This is a genomic window from Pseudonocardia alaniniphila (assembly GCF_022524485.1).
GTDB lineage: Bacteria > Actinomycetota > Actinomycetes > Mycobacteriales > Pseudonocardiaceae > Pseudonocardia > Pseudonocardia alaniniphila.
In genome coordinates, this window is record NZ_JAKXMK010000049.1 from 18,961 (window position 1) to 39,087 (window position 20,127).

General features: G+C 69.0%; 20 protein-coding genes. 9 read left to right on the forward strand and 11 right to left on the reverse strand.

What is annotated here, in order from left to right:
• Positions 1–51 precede the first annotated feature (51 nt).
• The 3 genes from MMF94_RS39310 to MMF94_RS39320 form a co-directional block, all read right to left on the reverse strand.
• Positions 52–1,587, reverse strand: a complete 1,536-nt coding sequence (locus MMF94_RS39310) for a GMC family oxidoreductase (RefSeq protein WP_241042576.1) — start codon at positions 1,585–1,587, stop codon at positions 52–54.
• Positions 1,588–1,732: 145 nt separating this feature from the next.
• A complete protein-coding gene (locus tag MMF94_RS39315) occupies positions 1,733–2,668 on the reverse strand; it encodes an alpha/beta hydrolase (protein WP_241042577.1) in 936 nt (311 codons plus the stop codon).
• Between the two features lie 311 nt (positions 2,669–2,979).
• Positions 2,980–4,311, reverse strand: a complete 1,332-nt coding sequence (locus MMF94_RS39320; RefSeq protein ID WP_241042578.1) for an MFS transporter — start codon at positions 4,309–4,311, stop codon at positions 2,980–2,982.
• Between the two features lie 503 nt (positions 4,312–4,814).
• Here MMF94_RS39320 and MMF94_RS39325 point away from each other — a divergent pair.
• Entirely contained in the window at positions 4,815–5,687 is an 873-nt protein-coding gene (locus MMF94_RS39325; protein ID WP_241042579.1) for an alpha/beta fold hydrolase, read from the forward strand.
• A 290-nt stretch (positions 5,688–5,977) separates the two neighbouring features.
• On the forward strand, positions 5,978–6,685 hold the full coding sequence (locus tag MMF94_RS39330; RefSeq protein WP_241042580.1) for an SDR family NAD(P)-dependent oxidoreductase: 708 nt from the start codon (positions 5,978–5,980) through the stop codon (positions 6,683–6,685).
• Positions 6,686–6,735: 50 nt separating this feature from the next.
• On the opposite strand, the gene MMF94_RS39335 is transcribed toward MMF94_RS39330, so the two are convergent.
• Positions 6,736–7,491: a helix-turn-helix domain-containing protein gene (locus MMF94_RS39335; protein ID WP_241042581.1), complete on the reverse strand. Its 756-nt coding sequence runs from the start codon at positions 7,489–7,491 to the stop codon at positions 6,736–6,738.
• Positions 7,492–7,608: 117 nt separating this feature from the next.
• On the opposite strand from MMF94_RS39335, the gene MMF94_RS39340 reads away from it, so the two are divergent.
• The 7 genes from MMF94_RS39340 to MMF94_RS39370 all read left to right on the forward strand — a co-directional run bounded on the left by MMF94_RS39340 (position 7,609) and on the right by MMF94_RS39370 (position 14,034).
• Positions 7,609–8,730 (forward strand): PrsW family intramembrane metalloprotease, encoded by a 1,122-nt coding sequence (locus MMF94_RS39340; protein WP_241042582.1) that lies wholly within the window; start codon positions 7,609–7,611, stop codon positions 8,728–8,730.
• A 201-nt stretch (positions 8,731–8,931) separates the two neighbouring features.
• The gene (locus MMF94_RS39345) at positions 8,932–10,386 is read left to right on the forward strand and encodes a 2-hydroxymuconic semialdehyde dehydrogenase (protein ID WP_241042583.1); all 1,455 of its coding nucleotides are present in this window, start codon (positions 8,932–8,934) and stop codon (positions 10,384–10,386) included.
• A complete protein-coding gene (locus MMF94_RS39350) occupies positions 10,383–11,219 on the forward strand; it encodes a 2-keto-4-pentenoate hydratase (RefSeq protein ID WP_241042584.1) in 837 nt (278 codons plus the stop codon). The genes MMF94_RS39345 and MMF94_RS39350 overlap by 4 nt, the downstream gene beginning before the upstream one ends.
• The gene (locus MMF94_RS39355; protein ID WP_241042585.1) at positions 11,216–12,022 is read left to right on the forward strand and encodes a 2-keto-4-pentenoate hydratase; all 807 of its coding nucleotides are present in this window, start codon (positions 11,216–11,218) and stop codon (positions 12,020–12,022) included. The genes MMF94_RS39350 and MMF94_RS39355 overlap by 4 nt, the downstream gene beginning before the upstream one ends.
• Complete coding sequence (locus MMF94_RS39360) at positions 12,019–12,474, forward strand: RidA family protein (RefSeq protein ID WP_241042586.1); 456 nt, start codon at positions 12,019–12,021, stop codon at positions 12,472–12,474. Before MMF94_RS39355 ends, MMF94_RS39360 begins: the two co-directional genes overlap by 4 nt.
• Positions 12,471–12,992: a 3-hydroxyanthranilate 3,4-dioxygenase gene (locus MMF94_RS39365; protein WP_241042587.1), complete on the forward strand. Its 522-nt coding sequence runs from the start codon at positions 12,471–12,473 to the stop codon at positions 12,990–12,992. The genes MMF94_RS39360 and MMF94_RS39365 overlap by 4 nt, the downstream gene beginning before the upstream one ends.
• A 1-nt stretch (position 12,993) precedes the next feature.
• Entirely contained in the window at positions 12,994–14,034 is a 1,041-nt protein-coding gene (locus MMF94_RS39370) for an amidohydrolase family protein (protein ID WP_241042588.1), read from the forward strand.
• Between the two features lie 22 nt (positions 14,035–14,056).
• Here MMF94_RS39370 and MMF94_RS39375 read toward each other — a convergent pair whose 3' ends face one another.
• The 7 genes from MMF94_RS39375 to MMF94_RS39405 are packed head-to-tail and all read right to left on the reverse strand — an operon-like array spanning position 14,057 to position 19,748.
• The gene (locus MMF94_RS39375) at positions 14,057–15,037 is read right to left on the reverse strand and encodes a LysR substrate-binding domain-containing protein (protein WP_241042589.1); all 981 of its coding nucleotides are present in this window, start codon (positions 15,035–15,037) and stop codon (positions 14,057–14,059) included.
• A 38-nt stretch (positions 15,038–15,075) separates the two neighbouring features.
• Complete coding sequence (locus tag MMF94_RS39380) at positions 15,076–16,803, reverse strand: amidohydrolase (RefSeq protein ID WP_241042590.1); 1,728 nt, start codon at positions 16,801–16,803, stop codon at positions 15,076–15,078.
• Positions 16,800–17,759 carry a CobW family GTP-binding protein gene (locus MMF94_RS39385; protein WP_241042591.1) on the reverse strand — a complete coding sequence of 320 codons (960 nt, stop codon included), beginning with the start codon at positions 17,757–17,759 and terminating at the stop codon, positions 16,800–16,802. Before MMF94_RS39385 ends, MMF94_RS39380 begins: the two co-directional genes overlap by 4 nt.
• Positions 17,760–17,761: 2 nt before the next feature.
• Positions 17,762–18,112 (reverse strand): ferredoxin, encoded by a 351-nt coding sequence (gene fdxA / locus MMF94_RS39390; protein WP_241042592.1) that lies wholly within the window; start codon positions 18,110–18,112, stop codon positions 17,762–17,764.
• Between the two features lie 57 nt (positions 18,113–18,169).
• The gene (locus MMF94_RS39395) at positions 18,170–18,736 is read right to left on the reverse strand and encodes a cupin domain-containing protein (protein ID WP_241042593.1); all 567 of its coding nucleotides are present in this window, start codon (positions 18,734–18,736) and stop codon (positions 18,170–18,172) included.
• Positions 18,733–19,455, reverse strand: a complete 723-nt coding sequence (locus MMF94_RS39400) for a hypothetical protein (RefSeq protein ID WP_241042594.1) — start codon at positions 19,453–19,455, stop codon at positions 18,733–18,735. The genes MMF94_RS39395 and MMF94_RS39400 overlap by 4 nt, the downstream gene beginning before the upstream one ends.
• Before the next feature lie 29 nt (positions 19,456–19,484).
• Positions 19,485–19,748 (reverse strand): nickel-binding protein, encoded by a 264-nt coding sequence (locus tag MMF94_RS39405; RefSeq protein WP_241042595.1) that lies wholly within the window; start codon positions 19,746–19,748, stop codon positions 19,485–19,487.
• Between the last annotated feature and the right edge of the window lie 379 nt (positions 19,749–20,127).

The following is a 20,127-nucleotide window of genomic DNA, read 5'->3' on the forward strand; positions in this document are numbered from 1 at the left end:
GTTCATGTGCACCGCTTTCGGCGTCGATGTGGGAGAGTTCGTTCGACAGGGTCACGAGCCGTTCTCGCCCCGGATGAGCTCCGCTGCACGTTCGGCGATGGCATAAACGGTTGCGTTGAGGTTGGCCGACACCGGGGACGGCATCACGGACGCATCCGTCACCCGCAGTCCGCGCAGGCCGTGCACCCGCAGTTCATTGTCGACCACGGCGTCGGAGTCGGTCCCGATCCGGCACGTACCCGCATAGTGGAAATAGCTGCTGGCACCGTCGCGGACGTACGCGCGGAGATCCTCCTCGCGCCGCAGGTCGGCGCCGGGCTCCGACTCCTCGCGCCGCCACGGCGTGAAGGCGGGCATCTGCCCGAGCTCACGGGCACGGTGCAGGCCGGCGACCACGGCGTCGACGTCGCGGGTGTCGGTGTAGTAGCGCGGGTCGATCAGCGGCGGGGCGCCGGGAACGGTGGAGGCCAGCCGCACCGATCCACGACTGAACGGCGTCATGAGCGCGACAATGATCTCGTAGCCCTCCCCCGGTCCGGGGCCCGGCCTCGTCTGCTGACGCAGCGGCTGCGACACGATCATGATCTGCAGATCCGGGCCGTCGAGGCCATCCCTGCTGCGGATCAGGCCCTTGATCTCTCCGATGTTGCCATTCGACGGCGGGACGGCTCGGGCCGAGTAGTAGGTGACGCCGGACGCCGGGTGGTCGTGCAGGTTGGCACCCACGCCAGGAAGATCGGCGAGCACCGTGATCCCGACGTCGTCCAGATGGGGCTTCGGACCGATCCCCGATGCCAGCAACACCTGCGGCGATCCGATGGCACCGGCGGTGAGGACCACCTCCCCATCGCACTGCGCGACGAACGTCTGCTGCCCGATGCTGTACTCGACCCCGCTGCACCGGTCGCCGTTGAGGACGACGCGATGCACCAATGCGTCGGTGACCAGGTCGAGGTTGGGCCGGTCGAGGGCCGGGCGCAGGTAGGCGTCGGCGGCACTCTGCCGCCTGCCCTCGATGATGTTCATGTCCGTGACGCCGAAGCCCTCTTCGAGGCCGCTGTTGATGTCGCCGGCGATCCGATGGCCGGCCTGCCGCGCTGCCTCGAGCGCGGATTCGGCGATCGGGTGCGGCGGAGCGGTCGGCCCGGGCCGCAGCGGCCCGCTGTGGCCGCGCACGGCGGGGTCTCGTCCGTCGATGTGCTCGGTGCGCTTGAAGTAGGGCAGCAGGTCGGCGAACCCCCAACCCTCCGCCCCGGCTGTGACCCACGCGTCGTAGCTCGACCGATGCCCACGCAGAAACGCCATGGCATTGATCGCCGACGAGCCGCCGAGCCCACGGCCGCGCGGCAACTCCACGGCTCGTCCGCTGCTCTCGAGGACGACCGACGTGTCCTGCCAGTCCATCGACGAGCCGATGAGTGCCGGCCAGGTCTCGGCCGAGGCAACCGCCTCCAGCGGCGTACGGGAGCCGGCCTCCAACAGGAGCACGCTGGTGTCGGGGTTCTCCGAGAGGCGCGCGGCGAGCACACAGCCCGCGGTTCCCGCACCGGCGACGATGAAGTCATGACAACGGGCCACAGAACTCACGGATCGGACTTTCTGTTCGAGTGCCGACGAGCGCGCGCCTGACCGAGTATCGGAGGACACGCACGCTGCCGCAATCAGCAATGCGGCCCTTGTTTGTTGCGTGCTCTCCGTCGAGGATTCATCCTCGCAAGCCGCGCTTCTCGGACTAGGCAGTCAAATGATCGCTGATCCAGGTGTTGATCCGCGCCTGCGCGTGTTTCCCGAGCGGCGGAACGGAGTTCACGAATCCGTGGATGGCTCCGGGGTACAAGTCGATCTCGGCGTCATTTCCGGCCGCCCGCCAGCGCTCTGCCATGAACAGGGCGTCGTCGAGCAACGGGTCGAGCTCCCCGATGGTGAACAGCGCAGGCGGCAAACCGGTGAGATCGGCGTACAGCGGGGAGACCGTGGGGTTGCGCAGTACCGCGGCGGTGTCCGGGAAGATCAGCTCGCGGGTGGCGCGCAGGAACGACGTGTTGACGATCGGCGTGGCGGGAGTCGTCAGGCGCTCGGCAAGGGTCAGGGTGGGGTCGAAGACGCCGTTGACAAGGCTGACCGCGGCCAGGCGGTCGATCGCGCCCAGCCCGTCGCGGACGTGCAGCACCGACAGCGCCGCAAGATGGGCACCTGAGGAGTTGCCGCTGATGAGCAGCTTCTCGGTGCCGAACTCGGAAACCGCGTTGTCGATCAGCCACTCGACGGCGGCCAGCACGTCCTCGAGGCCGGCCGGATAGGGATGTTCGGGCGCGAGTCGGTAGTCGACGCTCACCGTCGCCACGCCGGCGTCCCGGGCCGTGAGTTCGTTGGCGTAGTCGTTCTCTTCGGGCTTGCCACCGAACCAGCCACCGCCGTGGACGTCGAGCAGGACGGCGCGAGCCTCCTCGTCCGGCCGGATGATGCGCACACGCACCTCGCCGGCGGTACCCGGAATCAGCTTGTCCACGGCGCGTTCGGTGCGCGGTGCGCGGTCCGCCGCTGACCGCAGCATCGCGAGCCCGTCAGGTGTTGCGGGGTCGGGCAGCGACCTGGACGCTGCCTCCGCGACGATCGCCCGCGCAGCCTGGGAGTCGACGTCCGGAATCGGAATTTTGTTATACAACATGGATGTTCGTCTCGCGCCTCTCTGTGCCGCAGTCACGCATGTCGTAGGCATCTCCCGCTCTCGCGCGACCCGCCCGTGGACCGCGCGAATCAGACATGCGGGGCGGCGCAGGACCGCCGCACGATTGCCGCTCGTGGCAACGGCTTGCGGGCGACCTGCATCAACCTCTCTCCGAGAGCCCGAGCCCCAGTCGACCGTACCGGACCATATCGGGGCGGGCATTTCTTCCTCAGCGAGGAGGCATTTCCACCGTATCTGCCGCAGGAGATTGAACCTGATCACACCAATTGGCGGATATGGGGCTTTTCCGATCAGCCCTGCAGCAGCGGCGCCCTGCGGGCACCGAACATGACGACCCCGGAGACGAAGGTGCCGACCGCGCCGACCAGAAGCGTGGCGTGCGCCCAGGTCGAGCCACTCGCGAGCATCGCCGTGACGATGGCGCCGGCCACGATCGAGCCGGGCTGGGACATGGCGTTGAGGAACCCGGTGCCCGTGGCGCGACACGTCGTGTCGTAGCACTCGCCCATGTAGAACAACATCGCAGAATACGCACCGGTCAGGAAGAACAAGCCCAGCGAGTACAGGATCACCACGGCGATCGTGCCGTTCGCCACCGTCAGCATGAACGCGAACAGGACCCCGGCGGTGATCCAGCCGAACGCGATGACGTTGCGGCGGCCCAGCCGGTCGCCGAGGAATCCGTGCGCAATGTCGCCGACGTAACCGACAGCGTTCGCCACGATGAGCAGCACCAGCGAATTCGTGAAGCTCACGTGCTTGCCCTCGGTGAGCACAGTGGTGCCCAGCACGGCGAACAGCTGCATACCGGCCGCATTGATGAACCACGCGAACCCGAGCACCAGCGTGTTACGCAGCGCGTGACCCCTGAAGATCGCCGCCAGCGGAGCGGCGGGCCGCTCGTCGACGCCGTAGGAGCGGGCCAGCTCGGCGGCCTCGGTGGTGCGCCCCTGCTTGCGCAGCCTGCGCAGCTGCAACTCCAGCTCGAACTGCGGGCTCTCGCGCAGCCCCCGTCGCATCAGGGCGATGACCACCGCGGGGAACACCGCGAGCAGGAAGCAGCCGCGCCAGCCGATCACCGGCAGGAAGATCGCGACCCAGGCGGAGGCCAGGAGCACACCGAGCGGGAAGGCGCCCTGCACGAGACTGTAGATCAGGCCGCGGCGCTTCTTGATCTTCTCGTCGTCGGTGACCGCGTAGATCTCGGAGAGATAGGTGGCGTTGACCGCCTGCTCGGCCAGACCGAGACCACCGAGGGACCGAACACCGATGAGGTAGGCGGCGCTGGGCGTCACGGACGAGAGAGCCGACGCCACCGCCGTGCCCAAGACGGTGAGGATCATGCCCTTGCGGCGCCCGATCCGGTCGGTGATCGGTCCGACCGCCAGCGCGATGATCGCCGTGCCGACCGAGACCAGCGTGGAGACGAGGGACGCCGTGGCGTCGTCCCAGCCGAAACTGGCGGAGATCTGCGGCAGCAGCGTGCCGAACATGATGAAGTCGAAGACCGCGAAAAGCCAGGCGAAGAAGGCGATGATCGTCGCCTTCCGGGTGGCGCGACTTCCTATTCGCCGAAACGACTTGGTGGCGGGCGTGACTCCGCGCCCGGGTACAGCGGACATGGCGCCGCTCCCTTCAGAATTTGGTCGAAAAACGAATGGACGAGACTCTCCGGAGCGCGGAGGCGGCTCAGAAAGCCGTCAGCGAGGGTTGATGGTCACGTTGACCCAGGTGAGACCACCCGTCGGCCCGGAGGGCTTGATCGCCTGCACGCCCGGCGTCGCGTCCCACCACCGGCACAGGCCGGATATCGACCCCGAATGGCATCAAACCCCTGCGGCGCAGAACTTCTCGCGCCGCAACGTCGGACGAGCGAATCGAGCGGACAGGCACTCTGGACCTCTCCTCACACAGTGGACCGCTCCCAGAAGTTTACAGTACAGATCTGTAACGAAACTTGCCCCGAAAGCCCACTACGACCGGTTCTCGTTCAGCGGGACACCAGGAGCCCTTCGCCGAGCGTCGTGACGTCGGTCATGTTCATAACCTTCATTCGCACGTTGACAGGTTAGGACGCTCGTGGTCTCCTCATAACCGTCATCGACCAGTCATGGAGGTTAGAGGGATGGGCGTGGTGGTCCACCACAGGTACGCGACGGTCGGGGGCCGTCGGCTCTTCTACCGCGAGGCCGGATCGGCCGGCATGCCGACGGTCGTGTTTCTACACGGCTTCCCGACGAGCTCGTTCATGTTCCGCAACCTGATCCCACAGCTGGAGGGCTACCGGGTCATCGCGCCGGACCACCTCGGGTTCGGGCTCTCCGATGCGCCGTCGGTCGACGAGTTCGACTACAGCTTCGACGCGCTGGCGGACCTGACTGCCGGGCTGCTCGAGCAGTTGGGTGTGACGCGGTACGCGATCGGCGTTCAGGACTACGGCGCCCCGATCGGCTGGCGGCTCGCGGTCCGCGACCCCGAGGCGGTGGTCGCGGTGATCAGCCAGAACGGGAACGGCTACGACGAGGGCTTCGTCGCGAGCGGCTGGCAGGGCATCTGGGACTACCAGCGGGAGCAGACCCCGGAGAACGAGGCGGCGCTGCGGGGGGTGTTCACGCTCCGGGCAATCCGGGATCAGTACGTGACCGGCGTCGAGGACGAGAGCATCCTCAGCCCGGACACCTGGCACCTCGACCACGCCTTCCTGTCGCGCCCGGGGAACGCCGAGGTGCAGCTGAAGCTGTTCTTGAACTACGCGACGAACCCGCCGCTGTATCCAGCGCTGCACGAGTGGCTGCGGACCAAGCAGGTGCCGGTGCTCGCGACGTGGGGCAAGTACGACCCGTTCTTCGGCCCGGACGGGGCCCGTGCGTTCGCTCGCGACACCGAGAACGCCGAGGTCCATCTGATGGAGGGAGGGCACTTCCTCCTGGAGAGCGCCGGCGACGAGGTCGCAGCGCTGATCCGCGAGTTCCTCGCCAAGCACCTGCCGACGGCCTGAGTCCGAGGCGACCGTGGAGAACGAGAGCGATGGCGCTGGATCGGTGGTGGCGCTGCGCCGGCCATGCCTGAGCGCCTACGCCGAAGTCGTCAGGGCGGGCGAGGTCGCAATCGGCGATCGCGCGGCGTTCTGAGCCATCCGTCCCGCATCCGCCTCCGCGGCAGAAAGCTGCCCCAAGCACCAGGCCCACGGCCGCCGCGACTGCGGCGGGCCGGGTCCAGGAGGAGCCAGCGCCAATGCTGAGCTCCCGAAATCACGAAACACAACATCGGAACAGGAAAAGCACACCCATGAGCGAGCAGAAGGTTGCGATCATCACCGGCGCATCCCAGGGAATCGGCGCCGGCCTGGTGACGGCTTACCGCCAGATCGGGTACGCCGTCGTGGCGAACTCCCGATCCATGAAGCCCAGCGACGACGCAGGTGTCGAAGCAGTGGCAGGCGACATCGCCGACCCCGCCACCGCGCAGGACATCGTCGCCACCGCCCTGGACCGGTTCGGCCGGATCGACGCGCTGGTCAACAACGCCGGCATCTTCACGGCCAAGCCGTTCACCGAGTTCACCCCGGAGGACTTCAGGAACAACATCGACATCAACCTCGGTGGCTTCTTCCACCTCACCCAGCGCGTGATCGAGCCGATGCTCGAGCAGGGCGGGGGCCACATCGTCAACATCACCACCACCCTCGTCGAGTCCGCCCGCTCGGACGTTCCGTCGGTGCTCGCCTCGGTCACCAAGGGCGGCCTCGCCGCGGCGACCAAGTCCCTTGCCATCGAGTACGCCGCCCGCGGCATCCGCGTCAACGCCGTCGCACCGGGCTTCATTGACACCCCGCTCCAGGGCGGAGCCACGCCCGAGCAGCTCGCCCAGTTCCACCCCAGCAAGCGCCCCGGGACCGTCGAGGACATCGTCAGGGGCGTCATCTACCTCGAGCAGTCCCCGCTGGTCACCGGCGAGTTCCTGCACATCGACGGCGGCCAGAGCGCCGGCCACTGAGCCACGCGGCTGAACGCCTTTCGTGGTGAAGGCGCCGCCGGCTCGAGAGATCACTCTGGAACGAACCCTTGTCGGCTGGTCTCGGATGAGCCCTGCTGGTTCCAGATGCGCACAAACACGTCGAGCTGCGCCGGGTTGTAGAGATCGCGCAGCGCGTTGATCATCGCGGCGGTTGCTGCGTGCCGACCGAGCACCGCGTTCTCGACGGTGCGCGGTGGCGTCGGGTGCTTTCCACTCAGCGCGATCATCTGCGGGAACATGCGTCGCGCGAGTTGTTCACGCGTCTCCTCGTCGGCATCCGGCGGGAGCGCGTCGAATTCGTCGGCCACATCATCGCGCTCGTAGTCCTGCAACAGCGCCCGCCAGTGCTGTGTGTTGTCATCGCCGATCACATGGGAGAGCACGGCGAACAGCGACCGGTCGGCCGGTGACAGTCGCGCTTCGGTCGCCGCGGCCGAGATGTCGAACGGAAGGTCGGTCGGCACCGGTCGACGGCGCAGTTTCACGATCTCCTCCCTCGCTTCCTGCAGCCGTGTGATCGTGGCGGTGAGTTCCGCATCGACGGCTTCGAGGGCTGCTTCGAGATGCTCCGACCCCTCCTGCATCGCCGCGATCGTGGTGAGCGAGAAGCCGAGCCCGGTGAGACGGCGGATCTGCAGCAGACGCACGAGGTGCTCGGTGCGGTAGACCTTGTAGCCGTTCGACAGTCGTTCCGGTTCGTCGAGCAGGCCGATCTCGTGATAGTGGCGGACGGTGCGCAGGGTCGTGCCGGCGAGTTGCGCGACTTCCCGGGTGCTCCAGCCCACGCCGGCCCTCCTCACCACGTCTCATGATCAGCGGACTTGAGTATGCCGCAACGGCACGGTGTCTCCTGCGACAGCGACCGCACACCCGCGGCGTCGAGAAGGCGGCAAGGAACGGCAATGCAAAGATCGGCGTGGACTCTCTGGCCCGTGGCGGCGGGAGCCGCCTGGCTCATATCCATGTTCTGGGTGTCCACGCAGGTCGGTCCGGACGGGGTGGCCGGCGGTCTGCTGCTGTCCGCCCTCATCACCCTTCCGGTCGTCGGCGCATTTCTCTGGCTCGACCGCTGGGAGCCCGAGCGTCCGCACCGCCTGGTCTCGGCGTTCGTGTGGGGCGCCTCGTTCGCGGCCTTCTGTTCGCTCTGGTCGCAGCAAGGACTCCAAGCCGTCGTCGACATCACTCTGGGCACGGACTTCGGTGCATGGTTTCGCCCGCTCGTGATCACCCCTGTCACCGAGGAGGTCTTCAAAGGCCTGTTCCTGGTCTGGCTGCTGGTGTACCGCCGCAAGCAGATCACCGGCCCGCTCGTCGCCATCGTCTACGCGGGACTCGTCGGCGCGGGATTCTCGTTCACGGAGAACGTCCTCTACCTGGGCCGCACCGTCACGACCTTCGCCACGTCGGACGTGTCCGACGTGAACGCCATCGCCCTGCTCGCCGCAAGCTTCTTCCTGCGGATGGTGATGGTGCCGTTCTTCCACCCGCTCATGGTCGCCGTATTCGGGCTCGGCATCGCCGCAGCCGCGCACAAGCGCAGCCGAGCCGCACGCGTGGGACTCGCCCTCGTGGGCCTGCTCGTCGCGATCACCCTGCACGGTGTGTGGGATTGGGCGGGTCTCGCCGGAAGCGATCCGTTCCTGATCTACAAGATCTACGCAGCCGTCATGGTGCCGGTGTTCCTCGTGGTGCTGGTCCTGGCGCTCGTCCTCCGCAGCCGCGAAGGGACGATGATCAGCGCGGCCTTGCCGGCTCTCGCTCGCGACGGCCACATCGCTCCCGACGAGGTCACACCTCTCGCGAACCTCGGGAAACGCCGCCGCTGGAGGCGAGACGTACGTCGCCGCTGCGGCCGAGCCGCGGCTCGCGCCACCGGCCGCTACCAGGCCGAAGCGAGTGCACTCGGCATCCGAACGGCCCGCGCGCGGACCACCGGCACCAGCGACGGGCTCGACGAGCAGGTCCAGGCAACAGCGGCTGCCAGGGCGGACATGCTCGACGTCCTTGCGGCGCCTCGTTCCTGACGCACGCAGGTGCAGCAGAGGGATCCCGCGGGGCCCCATGACGCCTGCCGCCGACTTACCCGAACAGGCATAGCCGCGCCCGGAATCCGCATTGGACCTGCATCGCGTGTCGACACGACGATGAACGTCGTCGGTCCCTCCGCACCTCTTCCGCCGCGTCGGAAGGGCTTCCGACGAGTCCCCGGCAGCCGGCGAGAGGCGATGATGCTGCAGATCAAGAACTACGTCGGCGGACGGTTCGTCGACGGGGTGAGCACCTTCCCCGACGTCGACCCGGCCACCGGCGCCACTGTCGCCGAGGTGCATGAGGCAGACGCCCCGCTCGTCGACCGGGCCGCTCTCGCGGCCCGTGCAGCTCACCAGGGGTCCTGGGGACGCACCTCGGTGGGCGATCGCTGCCGCCTCCTGCGCCGGTTGGCCGACCTCGTCGATGCCAGGGCCGAGTACCTGGTGCATGCGGAGGTCGCGGACACGGGAAAGCCGGCGGCCGTCGCGCGCAGCCTCGACGTCGCCCGCGCCGCGGCCAACCTCCGCTCGTTCGCCGATATGGCCGCGGCCGAGGGCATGGAGTCCTACCTGCTCGACCACCCCGGGGGCCAGGCGCTGAACTACGCGATGCGCAAGCCGCTCGGGGTGGTCGCCGTGATCGTCCCGTGGAACCTCCCGCTGCTCCTGCTCACCTGGAAGCTCGCACCTGCCCTGGCGTGCGGCAACACCGTGGTGGTGAAGCCGTCCGAGGAAACCCCGGCATCGGCGACGATGCTCGCGGAGCTCGTCGAGGAGGCGGGCTTCCCCGCCGGGGTCTACAACGTCGTCCACGGCCGCGGCGCCGGCTCGGCCGGTGAGTTCCTCACCGGTCACCCCGCCGTCGACGGGGTGACCTTCACCGGCTCCTCGGCCACCGGCGCCGCGATCATGCGAGCGGTGGCTCCGCGGGTGCGGCCCGTGTCCTTCGAGCTCGGCGGCAAGAACGCCGCCGTGGTGTTCGCCGACGCCGACCTCGACGCCACGCTCGACGGCCTCGCGCGGTCGGTGTTCGCCAACACCGGCCAGGTCTGTCTCTGCACGGAGCGCGTCTACGTCGAACGCAGCGTCTTCGAGGACGTGTGCGCCGGGCTCGTGGAACGCGCGGAAGCGCTGCACCTGGGCGCCCCCGACGACGAGCGCACGACGACCGGGCCACTGATCTCCGCCGCCCACCGCGCGAAAGTCCTGCGCTACCTGCGGCTGGCGGAGGAGTCGAGGGCGCAGGTGCGCACCGGCGGGGACGTCCCGGACATGCCGGACGCACTGAGCGGCGGCTGGTGGCTGCGGCCCACGCTCTGGACCGGACTCACCAACGCCGACCGCGTCGTGCGCGACGAGGTGTTCGGTCCGGTCGCCGCGCTGATCCCGTTCGACGACGAGGACGAGGCCGTCCACCTGGCCAACGACACCGACTACGGCCTGGCCGCGGCTGTGTGGACCAGTGATCTGCGCCGCGGCCACCGCGTCGCACAGCGGATGGACGTGGGGATCGCGTGGGTCAACACCTGGTTCCTGCGCGAACTGCGGTCCCCGTTCGGGGGCACCGGTCTGTCCGGGATCGGCCGCGAGGGCGGCCGGCATTCCCTCGACTTCTACACGGAGACGACGAACGTGTGTGTTGCCCTGTGACTGCCTTCGACACCACCACCCGCCGCGACGTCGTCCTGGTCGCCGCCGAACGACTGTTGGACGCGCGGGCGAGCGCGACCCCGTGCGCCCCCGTGCGCGATGTGCTCGGCGCCGCCGACGTCGATGCGGCGTACGCGGTGCAGGAACTCGTGCTGGAGCGCCGGACGGCGGCGGGCCTGCGCCTCGTCGGCCGCAAGATCGGGCTGACCGCGCCTCCCGTGCAGGCCCAGCTCGGGGTGGATCAGCCGGACTTCGGACCGATCCTCGACACGATGGTGCGGGCCGACGGCGAGCACGTGCACCGCGCGGAGTTCCTGCAGCCCCGGGTTGAGGGCGAGGTGGCGTTCGTACTGGGAGCCGACCTCGACGACCCCCGCTCCACCGTCGTCGACGTCCTGCGCGCCACCGACTTCCTGCTGCCTGCCATCGAGATCGTCGACTCCCGCATCGCCGGCTGGGACATCGCCATCACCGACACGATCGCCGACGACGCGTCCTCCGGGGCCGTGGTCCTCGGCACGACACCGGTGTCGCCACGCGGGCTGGACCTCACCGAGGTGGCTCTCGCGCTCGACCACGACGGCGAACTCGTCTCCAGCGGCGTCGGGGCGGCGTGCCTCGGCTCCCCCGCCCGGGCCGTGACCTGGCTCGCGCGCGAGTCCGCGCGCCGCGGACGTCCGCTACGCGCTGGCGAGGTCGTGCTCTCCGGCGCCCTCGGCCCGATGGCCGATCTCAGCCGTCCGGGGCGCTACCGCGCGGAGCTGTCCGGACTGGGGCACGTCGAGCTCCTGCTGGTCGACGACGGGCCGATCCACAAGGAGGCGACGCAATGACGGTCGCGGACGTGCAGCACGTGGCACGACTCCTGGAGGACGCGGCACGCGACCGGACGCCGCTGTCCCCCCAGGCCGAGCTACCCGACCTCGACCTGACCGAGGCCTACGCCATACAGCGGGTCCTCGTCGGGAACCGCGAGTCGCTCGGCGACCCGCGCGTCGGCGTCAAGCTCGGGTTCACCAGCACCGCCAAGATGCGGCAGATGGGCGTGGACGACGTCATCGTCGGCGCGCTCACCGCCCGCATGCGGGTACGCGAGGGCGGCCGGATCGACCGGTCGCGGCTGATCCACCCGCGCGTCGAGCCGGAGATCGCCTTCCGGCTGTCGCGCGATCTCGACCCGGCCGACCCGCGAGCCGATCTGGTGAGCGCTCTCGACGCGGTCGCCCCCGCTGTTGAGCTGATCGACTCCCGGTTCTCCGGGTTCGCGTTCGACCTGCCGCGTGTCGTGGCCGACAACACCTCGGCCGCCGCGTTCGCCGTCGGGCACTGGGTGCCGCTGGACGCGGCACTGTGGGCGCACCTGGCGAACGCGGCGGTGACGCTGTCGATCGCAGGCCGGCCGGTGGCCTTCGGGTCCACCGCCGCCATCCTCGGCGACCCGCGCCGGATCGGTGCAGCCCTGCTGGGGATCGCCGCCGAGCACTCCATCCCGCTGCGGGCCGGGGACGTCGTGCTCGCCGGAGCAGCCACGGCGGCGCTTCCGGTCGACACGGGGCACGTCGAAACGCGGGTCGCCGGGCTCGGGCGGGTCGCGCTCACGATCACCGGCACACGGGACGACGGGGAGCGCACATGAGCGAGTCACACCTGCTCGTGACGGGCAAGGCCCGGCCACGGGGACGGTTCCCGCACGCACGCAGGGCAGGGCCGTTCCTGTTCGTGTCCGGAACGAGCAGTCGGCTGCCCAGCAACGAGATCGTCGGAGCTCGGGTCGACGAAATGGGCACCGTCGACCTGGACATCCGCGTGCAGACCGCGGCGGTGATCGAGAACATCCGCGACGTCCTGCACGCCGGCGGCGCCGATCTGAGCGATCTCGTCCAGATCACCACCTACCTCGTCAGCATGAACGACTTCGGTGGCTACAACGAGGTCTACGGCCGCTACTTCGACGAGACCGGTCCGGCGCGCACCACCGTCGCGGTTCACCAACTGCCGCATCCGCACCTGCTCATCGAGATCCAGGCCATGGCGTACACCGGCCGGCTCGACCCGACGTCCGTCCCCCCGACAGGAGGAACACCATGACCGACATCGGTGCGGCCGTGGACTTCACACAGTGGATCGCCGAGCACGAACCCTCGCTCAAACCGCCGGTCAACAACAAAGCGCTCTTCACCGGCAAGGACTTCATCGTGCAGGTGGTCGGCGGCCCCAACCAGCGGACCGACTTCCACGTGGACCCCTACGAGGAATGGTTCCATCAGATCAAGGGCGACATGCACATCGACGTGATCACCGACGAGGGGCCGCGCACCGTGCACGTCCGGGAAGGCGAGACCTGGCTCCTTCCGGGCTCCGTTCCGCACTCGCCGCAACGCCCGCAGGCAGGGTCGATCGGCCTGGTGATCGAGCGGGTCCGCGAGGAGGGCACCCTGGAGAAATTCCAGTGGTACTGCGCGGAGTGCGGAGGGCTCGTCCACGAGGTCGAGCTCCAGGTCCGCGACATCGTCGCCGACCTCCCGCCCGTCTTCAGTGCTTTCTACGCCGACGAGAAGGCCCGTACGTGCGATGGGTGCGGCGCTCTGCACCCGGGGAAGGGCTGAGGTGAATTCGGCGGGAATCGTCGACGTCCATTCCCATTACGTCCCGCGCGGCTGGCCACAGCTGCCCGGCGGACCGGACGGGCTGCGCTTGGAGATCCGCAGCGAACGCGACGCGATGATCATGCTGGGCACCCACGAGTTCCGCCGCATCAGCGACGACGCCTGGGATCCCCAGGTGCGGCTCGCCGACATGGACGACGACGACGTCGCCGTGCAGGTGCTCTCACCGACCCCCGTGTTCTTCTCCTACGACGCGGATCCCAGCGTGGCATCGAAGATCGCCCGGATCTTCAACGAGCTGGCGCTCGAGATCACGAGCGCGTCCCCGCGGCTCGTGCCCTTCTGCCAGGTCCCCCTGCAGGACATCGACGCGGCGTGCGCCGAGCTCGAACGCAGCCTCGCCGACGGGCACGTCGGTGTGGAGATCGGCAACCACGTCGGCGACCAGGATCTGGACGCCGGCGGGATCCGGACGTTCCTCCAGCACTGCGCGCGGCTCGGCGTCCCGGTGTTCGTGCATCCGTGGGACATGCCGCAGTCGCCACGGCTGGACCGGTGGATGGCCCAGTGGCTGGTCGGCATGCCCGCCGAGACCCACCTGTCGATGCTGGCGCTGGTGCTCGGCGGTGTGTTCGACGACGTCAGCGAGGACCTGCGGATCTGCTTCGCGCACGGCGGCGGCTCGTTCGCCTACTGGCTCGGGCGCATGGACAACGCCTGGCACCAGCGACCCGACGTCATCGCGACGTCGGAGGCACCACCGTCGTCCTATGTGGGCAGGTTCAGCGTCGACAGCGTCGTCTTCCGGCCGGAGTCCCTGCGGCTGCTGGTCGACACGCTGGGGGTGGGCTCGGTGATGGTCGGCAGCGACTATCCGTACCCGCTGGGGGAACGTCCGGTGGGAGCCGTGGTGGACCGGTCGCCCTTCCTGGACGACGAGCAGCGTGCGCTGATCCGGCGGGGAAACGCCGAGCGGTTCCTCGGGGTCGAGCTCCCGACGCTCTCGTCCTCGTCGGGGCGGGCGGCCGCACCGGCGGGATGACCGGCGACCCGGACAGGCGAGATCAGGGAGAAATCCGCTCCCCGGCCTCGGCTGTCCGGGTGTCCTGCGCCCGGGCGGCCTCGAGCGGGCCTGCGGCCCCGACCAGGCAGGAGATGAACGCCAGTGATGCCGGGTTGAGGCGCCGTCCCGTGCTCATCGTCGCGCCGACGGTCTGCCTGATCCCCGAAAGTCCGATGTCGAGGACCGTGAGCCGCTCGTCCTCCTGGGCTATCAGCGTCGGAAGGAAGGCGACGAAGTCCCCGTCGAGGAGGAGCTGACGGACCGTCAGGAACGCCGTCGACTCGACGACGTTCTGCGGCACGCTGATCCGGCGGCGGAAGAAGTACTCCTCCAACTCCTGGCGCAGCACCGTCTCGGGCCCGGGCAGGATCCACGGGTATTCGCTCAGGCCCTCCGAGCGCACCGCAGCCCGGCCCGCCAGCGCGTGCTGCGCGCCGACCACGGCCGTGATCGGCTCGTGGTACAGGTGGCGCTGCGTCATCCCGGCCGGAGGTGGCGACGTGAGCCGTCCGACGATCAGGTCGACCTGACCGGATTCGAGCTCCAGCAGCAGCGACTCCGGTGTCCCTTCCCGGGTGACGACCGTGACGAGCGGGCTCTGCGCCTTGAACGCGGCGATGGCCCGCGGTACGAGGAGGTTGGCGCCCACCAGGTGCGATCCCACGATCACCCGGCCACGACGCGCGTCGGCGATCTCGTCGAGGTGCCGCGCCGCCTGGCTGATCTGGGCGAGGACAGCACGGGCGTGCTCGACGAACGCCGCGCCGAACTCGGTCGGAGTGACCCCGCGCGAGGTGCGTTCGAACAGCGTGACACCGAGGATCTCCTCGAGCTCGCGCAGCCGCCGGGTCAGCACGGGCTGAGTGACGTGCAAGGCGTTGGCCGCGGCCACGATGCTCTGCTGCTGGGTCAGGGTCTGGACGAGCACCAGGTGCCGGATCTTGAGCCGGCCGTCGAGGAGGTGGTTCTCCCGCCCGCTCATCGACGGGCCTGCTGGTCGGGGTCCGCAGGGCACACGGCTCAGACCGAGGTGGTGGAGTGCTCGTGGACCGTCCGCCCGCCCACGATGGTCTCGAGCACGCGCAGGTCCAGGAACTCGCTGTCCGGCACGTCGAGGACATCCCCGGAGAGGATCACCAGGTCGGCGAGCTTGCCCGGCTCGATGGACCCCTTGATGTGCTCCTCGAAGGTCGCATAGGCGTTGTTGAGGGTCCAGATGCGCAGCGCCTCCATGCGGCTGACCTTCTCCCCGGGCATGAGCTCCCCGGCAAGGGTGTCCTGCGAGAAGGTCGTCCACAGTCCGAGCAACGGTCGCTGTAGGTCGTACGGGATGGCCGGGGTGTCCGTCCCACCCGTCACGAGCAGGCCCGCGTCGAGCCAGGAGCGGACAGGCTGACCCCACTCCCGCACGGTGTGCTCCAGCGGCGTCAGATCCTCGCTGTGCGCCACCAGCTTCAGGGCCTCCATGGTCTTGTGCATCTCCATGGCCCGGCCCGCGCCGAAGTAGGCGAGCATCGGGTTCGCCGCGATGATCACGCCGAGCTTGCGCAGCCGTTCGTGGTGGACGGGATCGATGAGCCCGAAGGCGTGCTCGTAGCTCCAGCGCTTCCCGGCCAGCGGGCTCTCGGCATCGGCGGCCTCCAGCGCGTCGAGGATCACCGTGATGTCGTCGCCGAGATCGCCCGGCGTCCCGTGGATCGCGAACCGCCACCCGAGCCGGTTGCCCTCCCGGACGAGGCTTTCGAGCTTGCGCGGGGTCGTCGTCCAGTAGCCGTAGTTCTGTGCGACGAGCTTGAGCCCGCCGATGCGCACCCACTCGTCGCCGAATCCCTGCCGGGGGCCGAAGTAGGAACGCAGGGTCTCGGTGATCCGCTCCACGCTCCAGTGCTGCACCGGCAGCCCGAGCAGCAGGTCCATCCGGACCGTCGCGTCACCGCTGCGCGCCACGTCGACGTACGCGTCGAGGTCCGCCACTGACGTGCCCATGTCCCGCGTCCCGGTGATCCCGGCCGCGCTGAGCTTGCGCATCTGCGCGAGGATCGCCCGCTTGCTGGTCTCCCGGTCGTACTGCAGCAGGTCCCACATCTGGGGCTCCTGGCCGAGCCGCACCCACCACGCCCGCCGCGCAAGGTCCCCGGCCCCGACGATCAGGTGCCCGGTCGGGACCCCGTTGTCGTCCCGCACGATGTGGCCCTCGGACAGCTCGTCGGTGCCGTCCGGGTCCGGCGTGTCGGGCCCGATGCCGGCCATCTCCAGCGCCAGCGTGTTGACGATGACGTTGCGGCCGCCGTCGGCGATGTAGACCGGGTTGTCCGGCGCCACGGTGTCGAGGTCGTGCCGGTTCGGGAAGCGTCCGTCCTCGATGCCCCCGCGGTAGAGGCACGACGTCGTCACCCACTCCCCCGGCTTCGCGTCGCGCACCGCGGTGCGGATCAGCGCGAGGATCTCCCCGATCGACCGCGCCGACGCGACGTCGACCTTGGCTCCGACCTCCGCCGCCTCGAACCCCGCCATCATCGGGTGGGTGTGGTTGTCGATGAGGCCGGGGATCACCGAGGCGCCCTGCAGATCGACCTCCCGCGTCCCGCACCCGGCCAGTGCCCGTATCTCGCGGTCGTTGCCCACTGCGACGATCCGGTCGTCGGCGATGGCCACCGCCTCGGCCACGGAGGACCTGGCGTCCACAGTCACGATCTTCCCGCCGTGCAGGACCGTGTCCGGGACCAGCCGGCCTGAATCGATCTTCACGTCACCACGTCCTTCCCGCTCGCCCACGGCGTGCAGGCGATGAGTGCCTTCGAGGCGCGGTCCGCTCCCCGGCCGAACAGCACGAGAACCGCGTCGTTGTCCTGCAGCACCCGCCCCGCCGCCGGCGGGGCGAACCGGAACGTCGTGCGCGCTCCGACCCGGTCGACCACCAGCGGCGGCCCGCCCCCGTCGAAGGTCACCAAGCCCTTGACCCGGACGACGCTCGAATCCAGCCCGTCGATCCAGCTCGTGAACCGAACCCGGTCGAGCGGATCCGGCACCGAGAGCGTCACGACGGGCAGCGTCGTGTGCTCCCGTGCCCCGGGTTCGGGGACGTCGCGCCGGCGGGCCGGGACGGCCTGGGGAGCGAACAGTGACGCGACGGCGTCCACCGCCTCACCGTCCCGGACCGCCGGCGCGACCGAGTTGATCATCGCGAGCCGCGACGGGATCAACTCGACATTCGCGGCGGACGCCACCGCGGTCTTCGACAGCACGAACAGGTCGGCGGCCACGATCTGCCGGTAGGCGACGGTCGCGTGGCGCAGGTTCGCGTCGAACTCTTGGCAGTCGATCACCGTGACGACTCCGACCAGCGCCAGCGGGGTGTCCGTCCGGTTGTTCGCGACGACCTCCACGACCGCGGTCGGGTCGGCGAGGCCGCTGGTCTCCACGACGATGCCGTCCAACCGGTGCGCCTGCGCCGTCAACGCCGCCAACGCCGCCTCGAGATCGCCGGTGTTGCGGCAGCACAGGCAGCCGTCGGCAAGCTCGATCACGTCGTCGGTGCTGTCCGCGATCAGCGCGCCGTCGATGCCGATCTCGCCGAAGTCGTTGACCACCACGCCGAGCCGGGCACCGTCGGCCCCGCCCAGCACCCGGTTCACCAGAGTCGTCTTCCCGCTGCCCAGGAACCCCGTGATCACCAGTACGGGCAGCACCGCGCGGTAGGCCATGCTCAGGCGACGGGATCGCGCGGCTCGAGCGCGGCCACGAGCTCGGTGTCCACGCCCACGGGACCGAAGTCCGCCGCCCCGCCCGGGCTGCCGATCGGCTCGTCGCGGCCCGGGAGGGGCTCGGCGAAGAAACGGATGTTGTCGGTGACGTGCGCTGCGTACTGCTCCGGCGTTTGCTTGTCGAGCGTGATGGCGTCGACCGGGCACACCGTCTCGCACTGACCGCAGTCGATGCACTCGTCGGGGTTGATGTACATCTTCCGCTCGCCCTGGTAAATGCAGTCGACCGGACACTCCTCGACACACGAGCGGTCCATCTTGTCGACGCAGGGCTCCGCGATCACGTAGGGCATCGCCTGCCTCCTTTCCTGCTCATCCGGCCGCGATATCGACCTCGTCGGCGGGCGACGTCATGCCTTCAGCACGTCGGCGACGTCGTTCCAGGCGACTCCGGACAGGTCGACGGGGTCGGCGACCGTGCCGCACCTCGTGCAGGTCCGCTGCTCGACCGAGCCGTTGAACGCGACGACCGCGTCCCAGTACTTCTGCTGCGGCACGTCCGCGACGAACTCGATGGAATGCACCAGCGCGTCGCACGAGGTGCAGAAGAATGCTGCGGCCTCCTGGTTGGGAGTAGGCGCCTTGAGCCGCACCTGCAGCGCCTCGGTGGCCGGCAGCACCCGGGACGGCGTCCGGGCGGGCAGGTAGGTCACGGTGCCGGGCTCGAACTCGAGGGTCGTGACCCCGCTCGGTGTGCGGAACTCGACCGTGCCCGTCCCTGCCATCGTCACCAGCAGCTCGTCCATAGCCGTGACCAGGTGGAAGGGCTGGGCGACGCTGTTGCGGCTCAGGTGCGGCGCCGGGTCGACGCCCACGGCGGCGAGGGGGAAGTCGTCGTAGGAGCCCCAGGTCTTCTTCCCCTCCTTGAAGATGTTGATGGTCTTCTTGCGCATGGGATACTCACGTGCGGCGGTCATCGCGCGATCTCCCCGCCGAAGCCCGCCTCGGCGCCGGCCTTCTCGATATCGCCGCGTGCCCGGTTGGCCAGCTCGATGTACTGGGTGTATCGCCTCCAGCCGGCGATGTAGTTCGGGAACTCCTCGTTGTGGTGTCCGCACGCGGAGCAGATCCGGTCGGTCTCGTTGAACGCATCGACCGCATCGGCGTACAGCCGGATGTTCGGCAACTCCTGGTAGTACGGGTGCGGCGGGCCGACGTGCATGTCGACGTCGAGACGGAAGATCACCTCGTTGCACTCCGAGCAGCGGAAGATCTTGGCCTCGTTCTGCGGCGCGGCGTCGCGCATCCGGATGGCGATGATGCACATCTGGTACGCCTGCATGACCGGAGCCTTGGGCTTGTTGAGGAACATCGTCACACCGTGCGTGGTGTCCTGGATGTGGACGTGGCCCGTCTTCAGCGGCGCACCCTCGGAGGCCATGCTGATGACGACCTCCTGCTGGTCGTTGTAATGGTAGAAGTGAAAACGCGGCATATCGGGAATCGAGTACGAGAACGCGGTGACCGGCACCATGTCGCCCGGCCCGAAGAAGTTGAACATCTCCTTCTGCTGCTGCATCCCCTGGTGGGTCAGCATGTGCTCGAAACTGTTCGCCGCGCGCGGTTCCTTCGTGGGGCCACCCTCGCCGAACCACTCCAGGGTCTCCTCGACGGGCTCGTCGGTCTGCACGGTCATGCGGTCATCTCCTCCCGGGCGGGAACGGGTCAGACGTTCGCGGTCAGATCCGCGAGCGAGGTCTCGTACTGGATCTTCGCGATCTCGTCGAACGGCCAGCCGAGCCGCTCCATCTCCAGCTCCACCTGGTCCGCGTTCTCCGCCTCGTAGATGTTCACGATCGTCCCGTCGACGAGGTTGGCGTAGGCGTGCACGAAGGTCGCGTGCTCGTTCTTGACGATCTCCCGGGCGGACTCACCGAACTGCTCGAGGGTGATGCCGGGCGCGTGCAGGATCACGAGGTACTTGGCCATGGATATCTCCTGGAGAGAAGCGGTGCGCGGATACCGGGTCGCGGACCGCAACGCCGGTATCGGCGTCGGCCGATCGCCGATCTTCCCGACGGTGACGCCGGATACCTGTGCTTCGAACCATATCGACAGGGCGTCGGCAGGACACGGGTAATCCGAAGCCCCGGGCCGGATCAGGTACCCCCGCGGCTACGAAACAGGTATGTCTACCCCTTGACGAAAAGGGCCTTCCCGGGCGCGTTGTCGAGCCGCGGGGCCGCCGCTACAGTCCGGTCCACCGCCTGCGCCCTTCGTCCCGGCAAGGATGTCGTGCCCGCCTGCGGTCCCGACCCGTCGCGCCCGTGCGGACCCGTGTCCCCGCAGCCGGCCGCGCGACCGGTGT

What these genes read in the sequence shown, in the direction of transcription:
- MMF94_RS39315 (WP_241042577.1), bottom strand. Translation starts at nt 2,668, where the DNA reads ATGTTGTATAACAAAATTCCGATTCCGGACGTCGACTCCCAGGCTGCG.
- MMF94_RS39320 (WP_241042578.1), bottom strand. Translation starts at nt 4,311, where the DNA reads ATGTCCGCTGTACCCGGGCGCGGAGTCACGCCCGCCACCAAGTCGTTT.
- MMF94_RS39325 (WP_241042579.1), top strand. Translation starts at nt 4,815, where the DNA reads ATGGGCGTGGTGGTCCACCACAGGTACGCGACGGTCGGGGGCCGTCGG.
- MMF94_RS39330 (WP_241042580.1), top strand. Translation starts at nt 5,978, where the DNA reads ATGAGCGAGCAGAAGGTTGCGATCATCACCGGCGCATCCCAGGGAATC.
- MMF94_RS39340 (WP_241042582.1), top strand. Translation starts at nt 7,609, where the DNA reads ATGCAAAGATCGGCGTGGACTCTCTGGCCCGTGGCGGCGGGAGCCGCC.
- MMF94_RS39345 (WP_241042583.1), top strand. Translation starts at nt 8,932, where the DNA reads ATGATGCTGCAGATCAAGAACTACGTCGGCGGACGGTTCGTCGACGGG.
- MMF94_RS39355 (WP_241042585.1), top strand. Translation starts at nt 11,216, where the DNA reads ATGACGGTCGCGGACGTGCAGCACGTGGCACGACTCCTGGAGGACGCG.
- MMF94_RS39360 (WP_241042586.1), top strand. Translation starts at nt 12,019, where the DNA reads ATGAGCGAGTCACACCTGCTCGTGACGGGCAAGGCCCGGCCACGGGGA.
- MMF94_RS39365 (WP_241042587.1), top strand. Translation starts at nt 12,471, where the DNA reads ATGACCGACATCGGTGCGGCCGTGGACTTCACACAGTGGATCGCCGAG.
- MMF94_RS39375 (WP_241042589.1), bottom strand. Translation starts at nt 15,037, where the DNA reads ATGAGCGGGCGGGAGAACCACCTCCTCGACGGCCGGCTCAAGATCCGG.
- MMF94_RS39385 (WP_241042591.1), bottom strand. Translation starts at nt 17,759, where the DNA reads ATGGCCTACCGCGCGGTGCTGCCCGTACTGGTGATCACGGGGTTCCTG.
- fdxA (WP_241042592.1), bottom strand. Translation starts at nt 18,112, where the DNA reads ATGCCCTACGTGATCGCGGAGCCCTGCGTCGACAAGATGGACCGCTCG.
- MMF94_RS39395 (WP_241042593.1), bottom strand. Translation starts at nt 18,736, where the DNA reads ATGACCGCCGCACGTGAGTATCCCATGCGCAAGAAGACCATCAACATC.
- MMF94_RS39400 (WP_241042594.1), bottom strand. Translation starts at nt 19,455, where the DNA reads ATGACCGTGCAGACCGACGAGCCCGTCGAGGAGACCCTGGAGTGGTTC.
- MMF94_RS39405 (WP_241042595.1), bottom strand. Translation starts at nt 19,748, where the DNA reads ATGGCCAAGTACCTCGTGATCCTGCACGCGCCCGGCATCACCCTCGAG.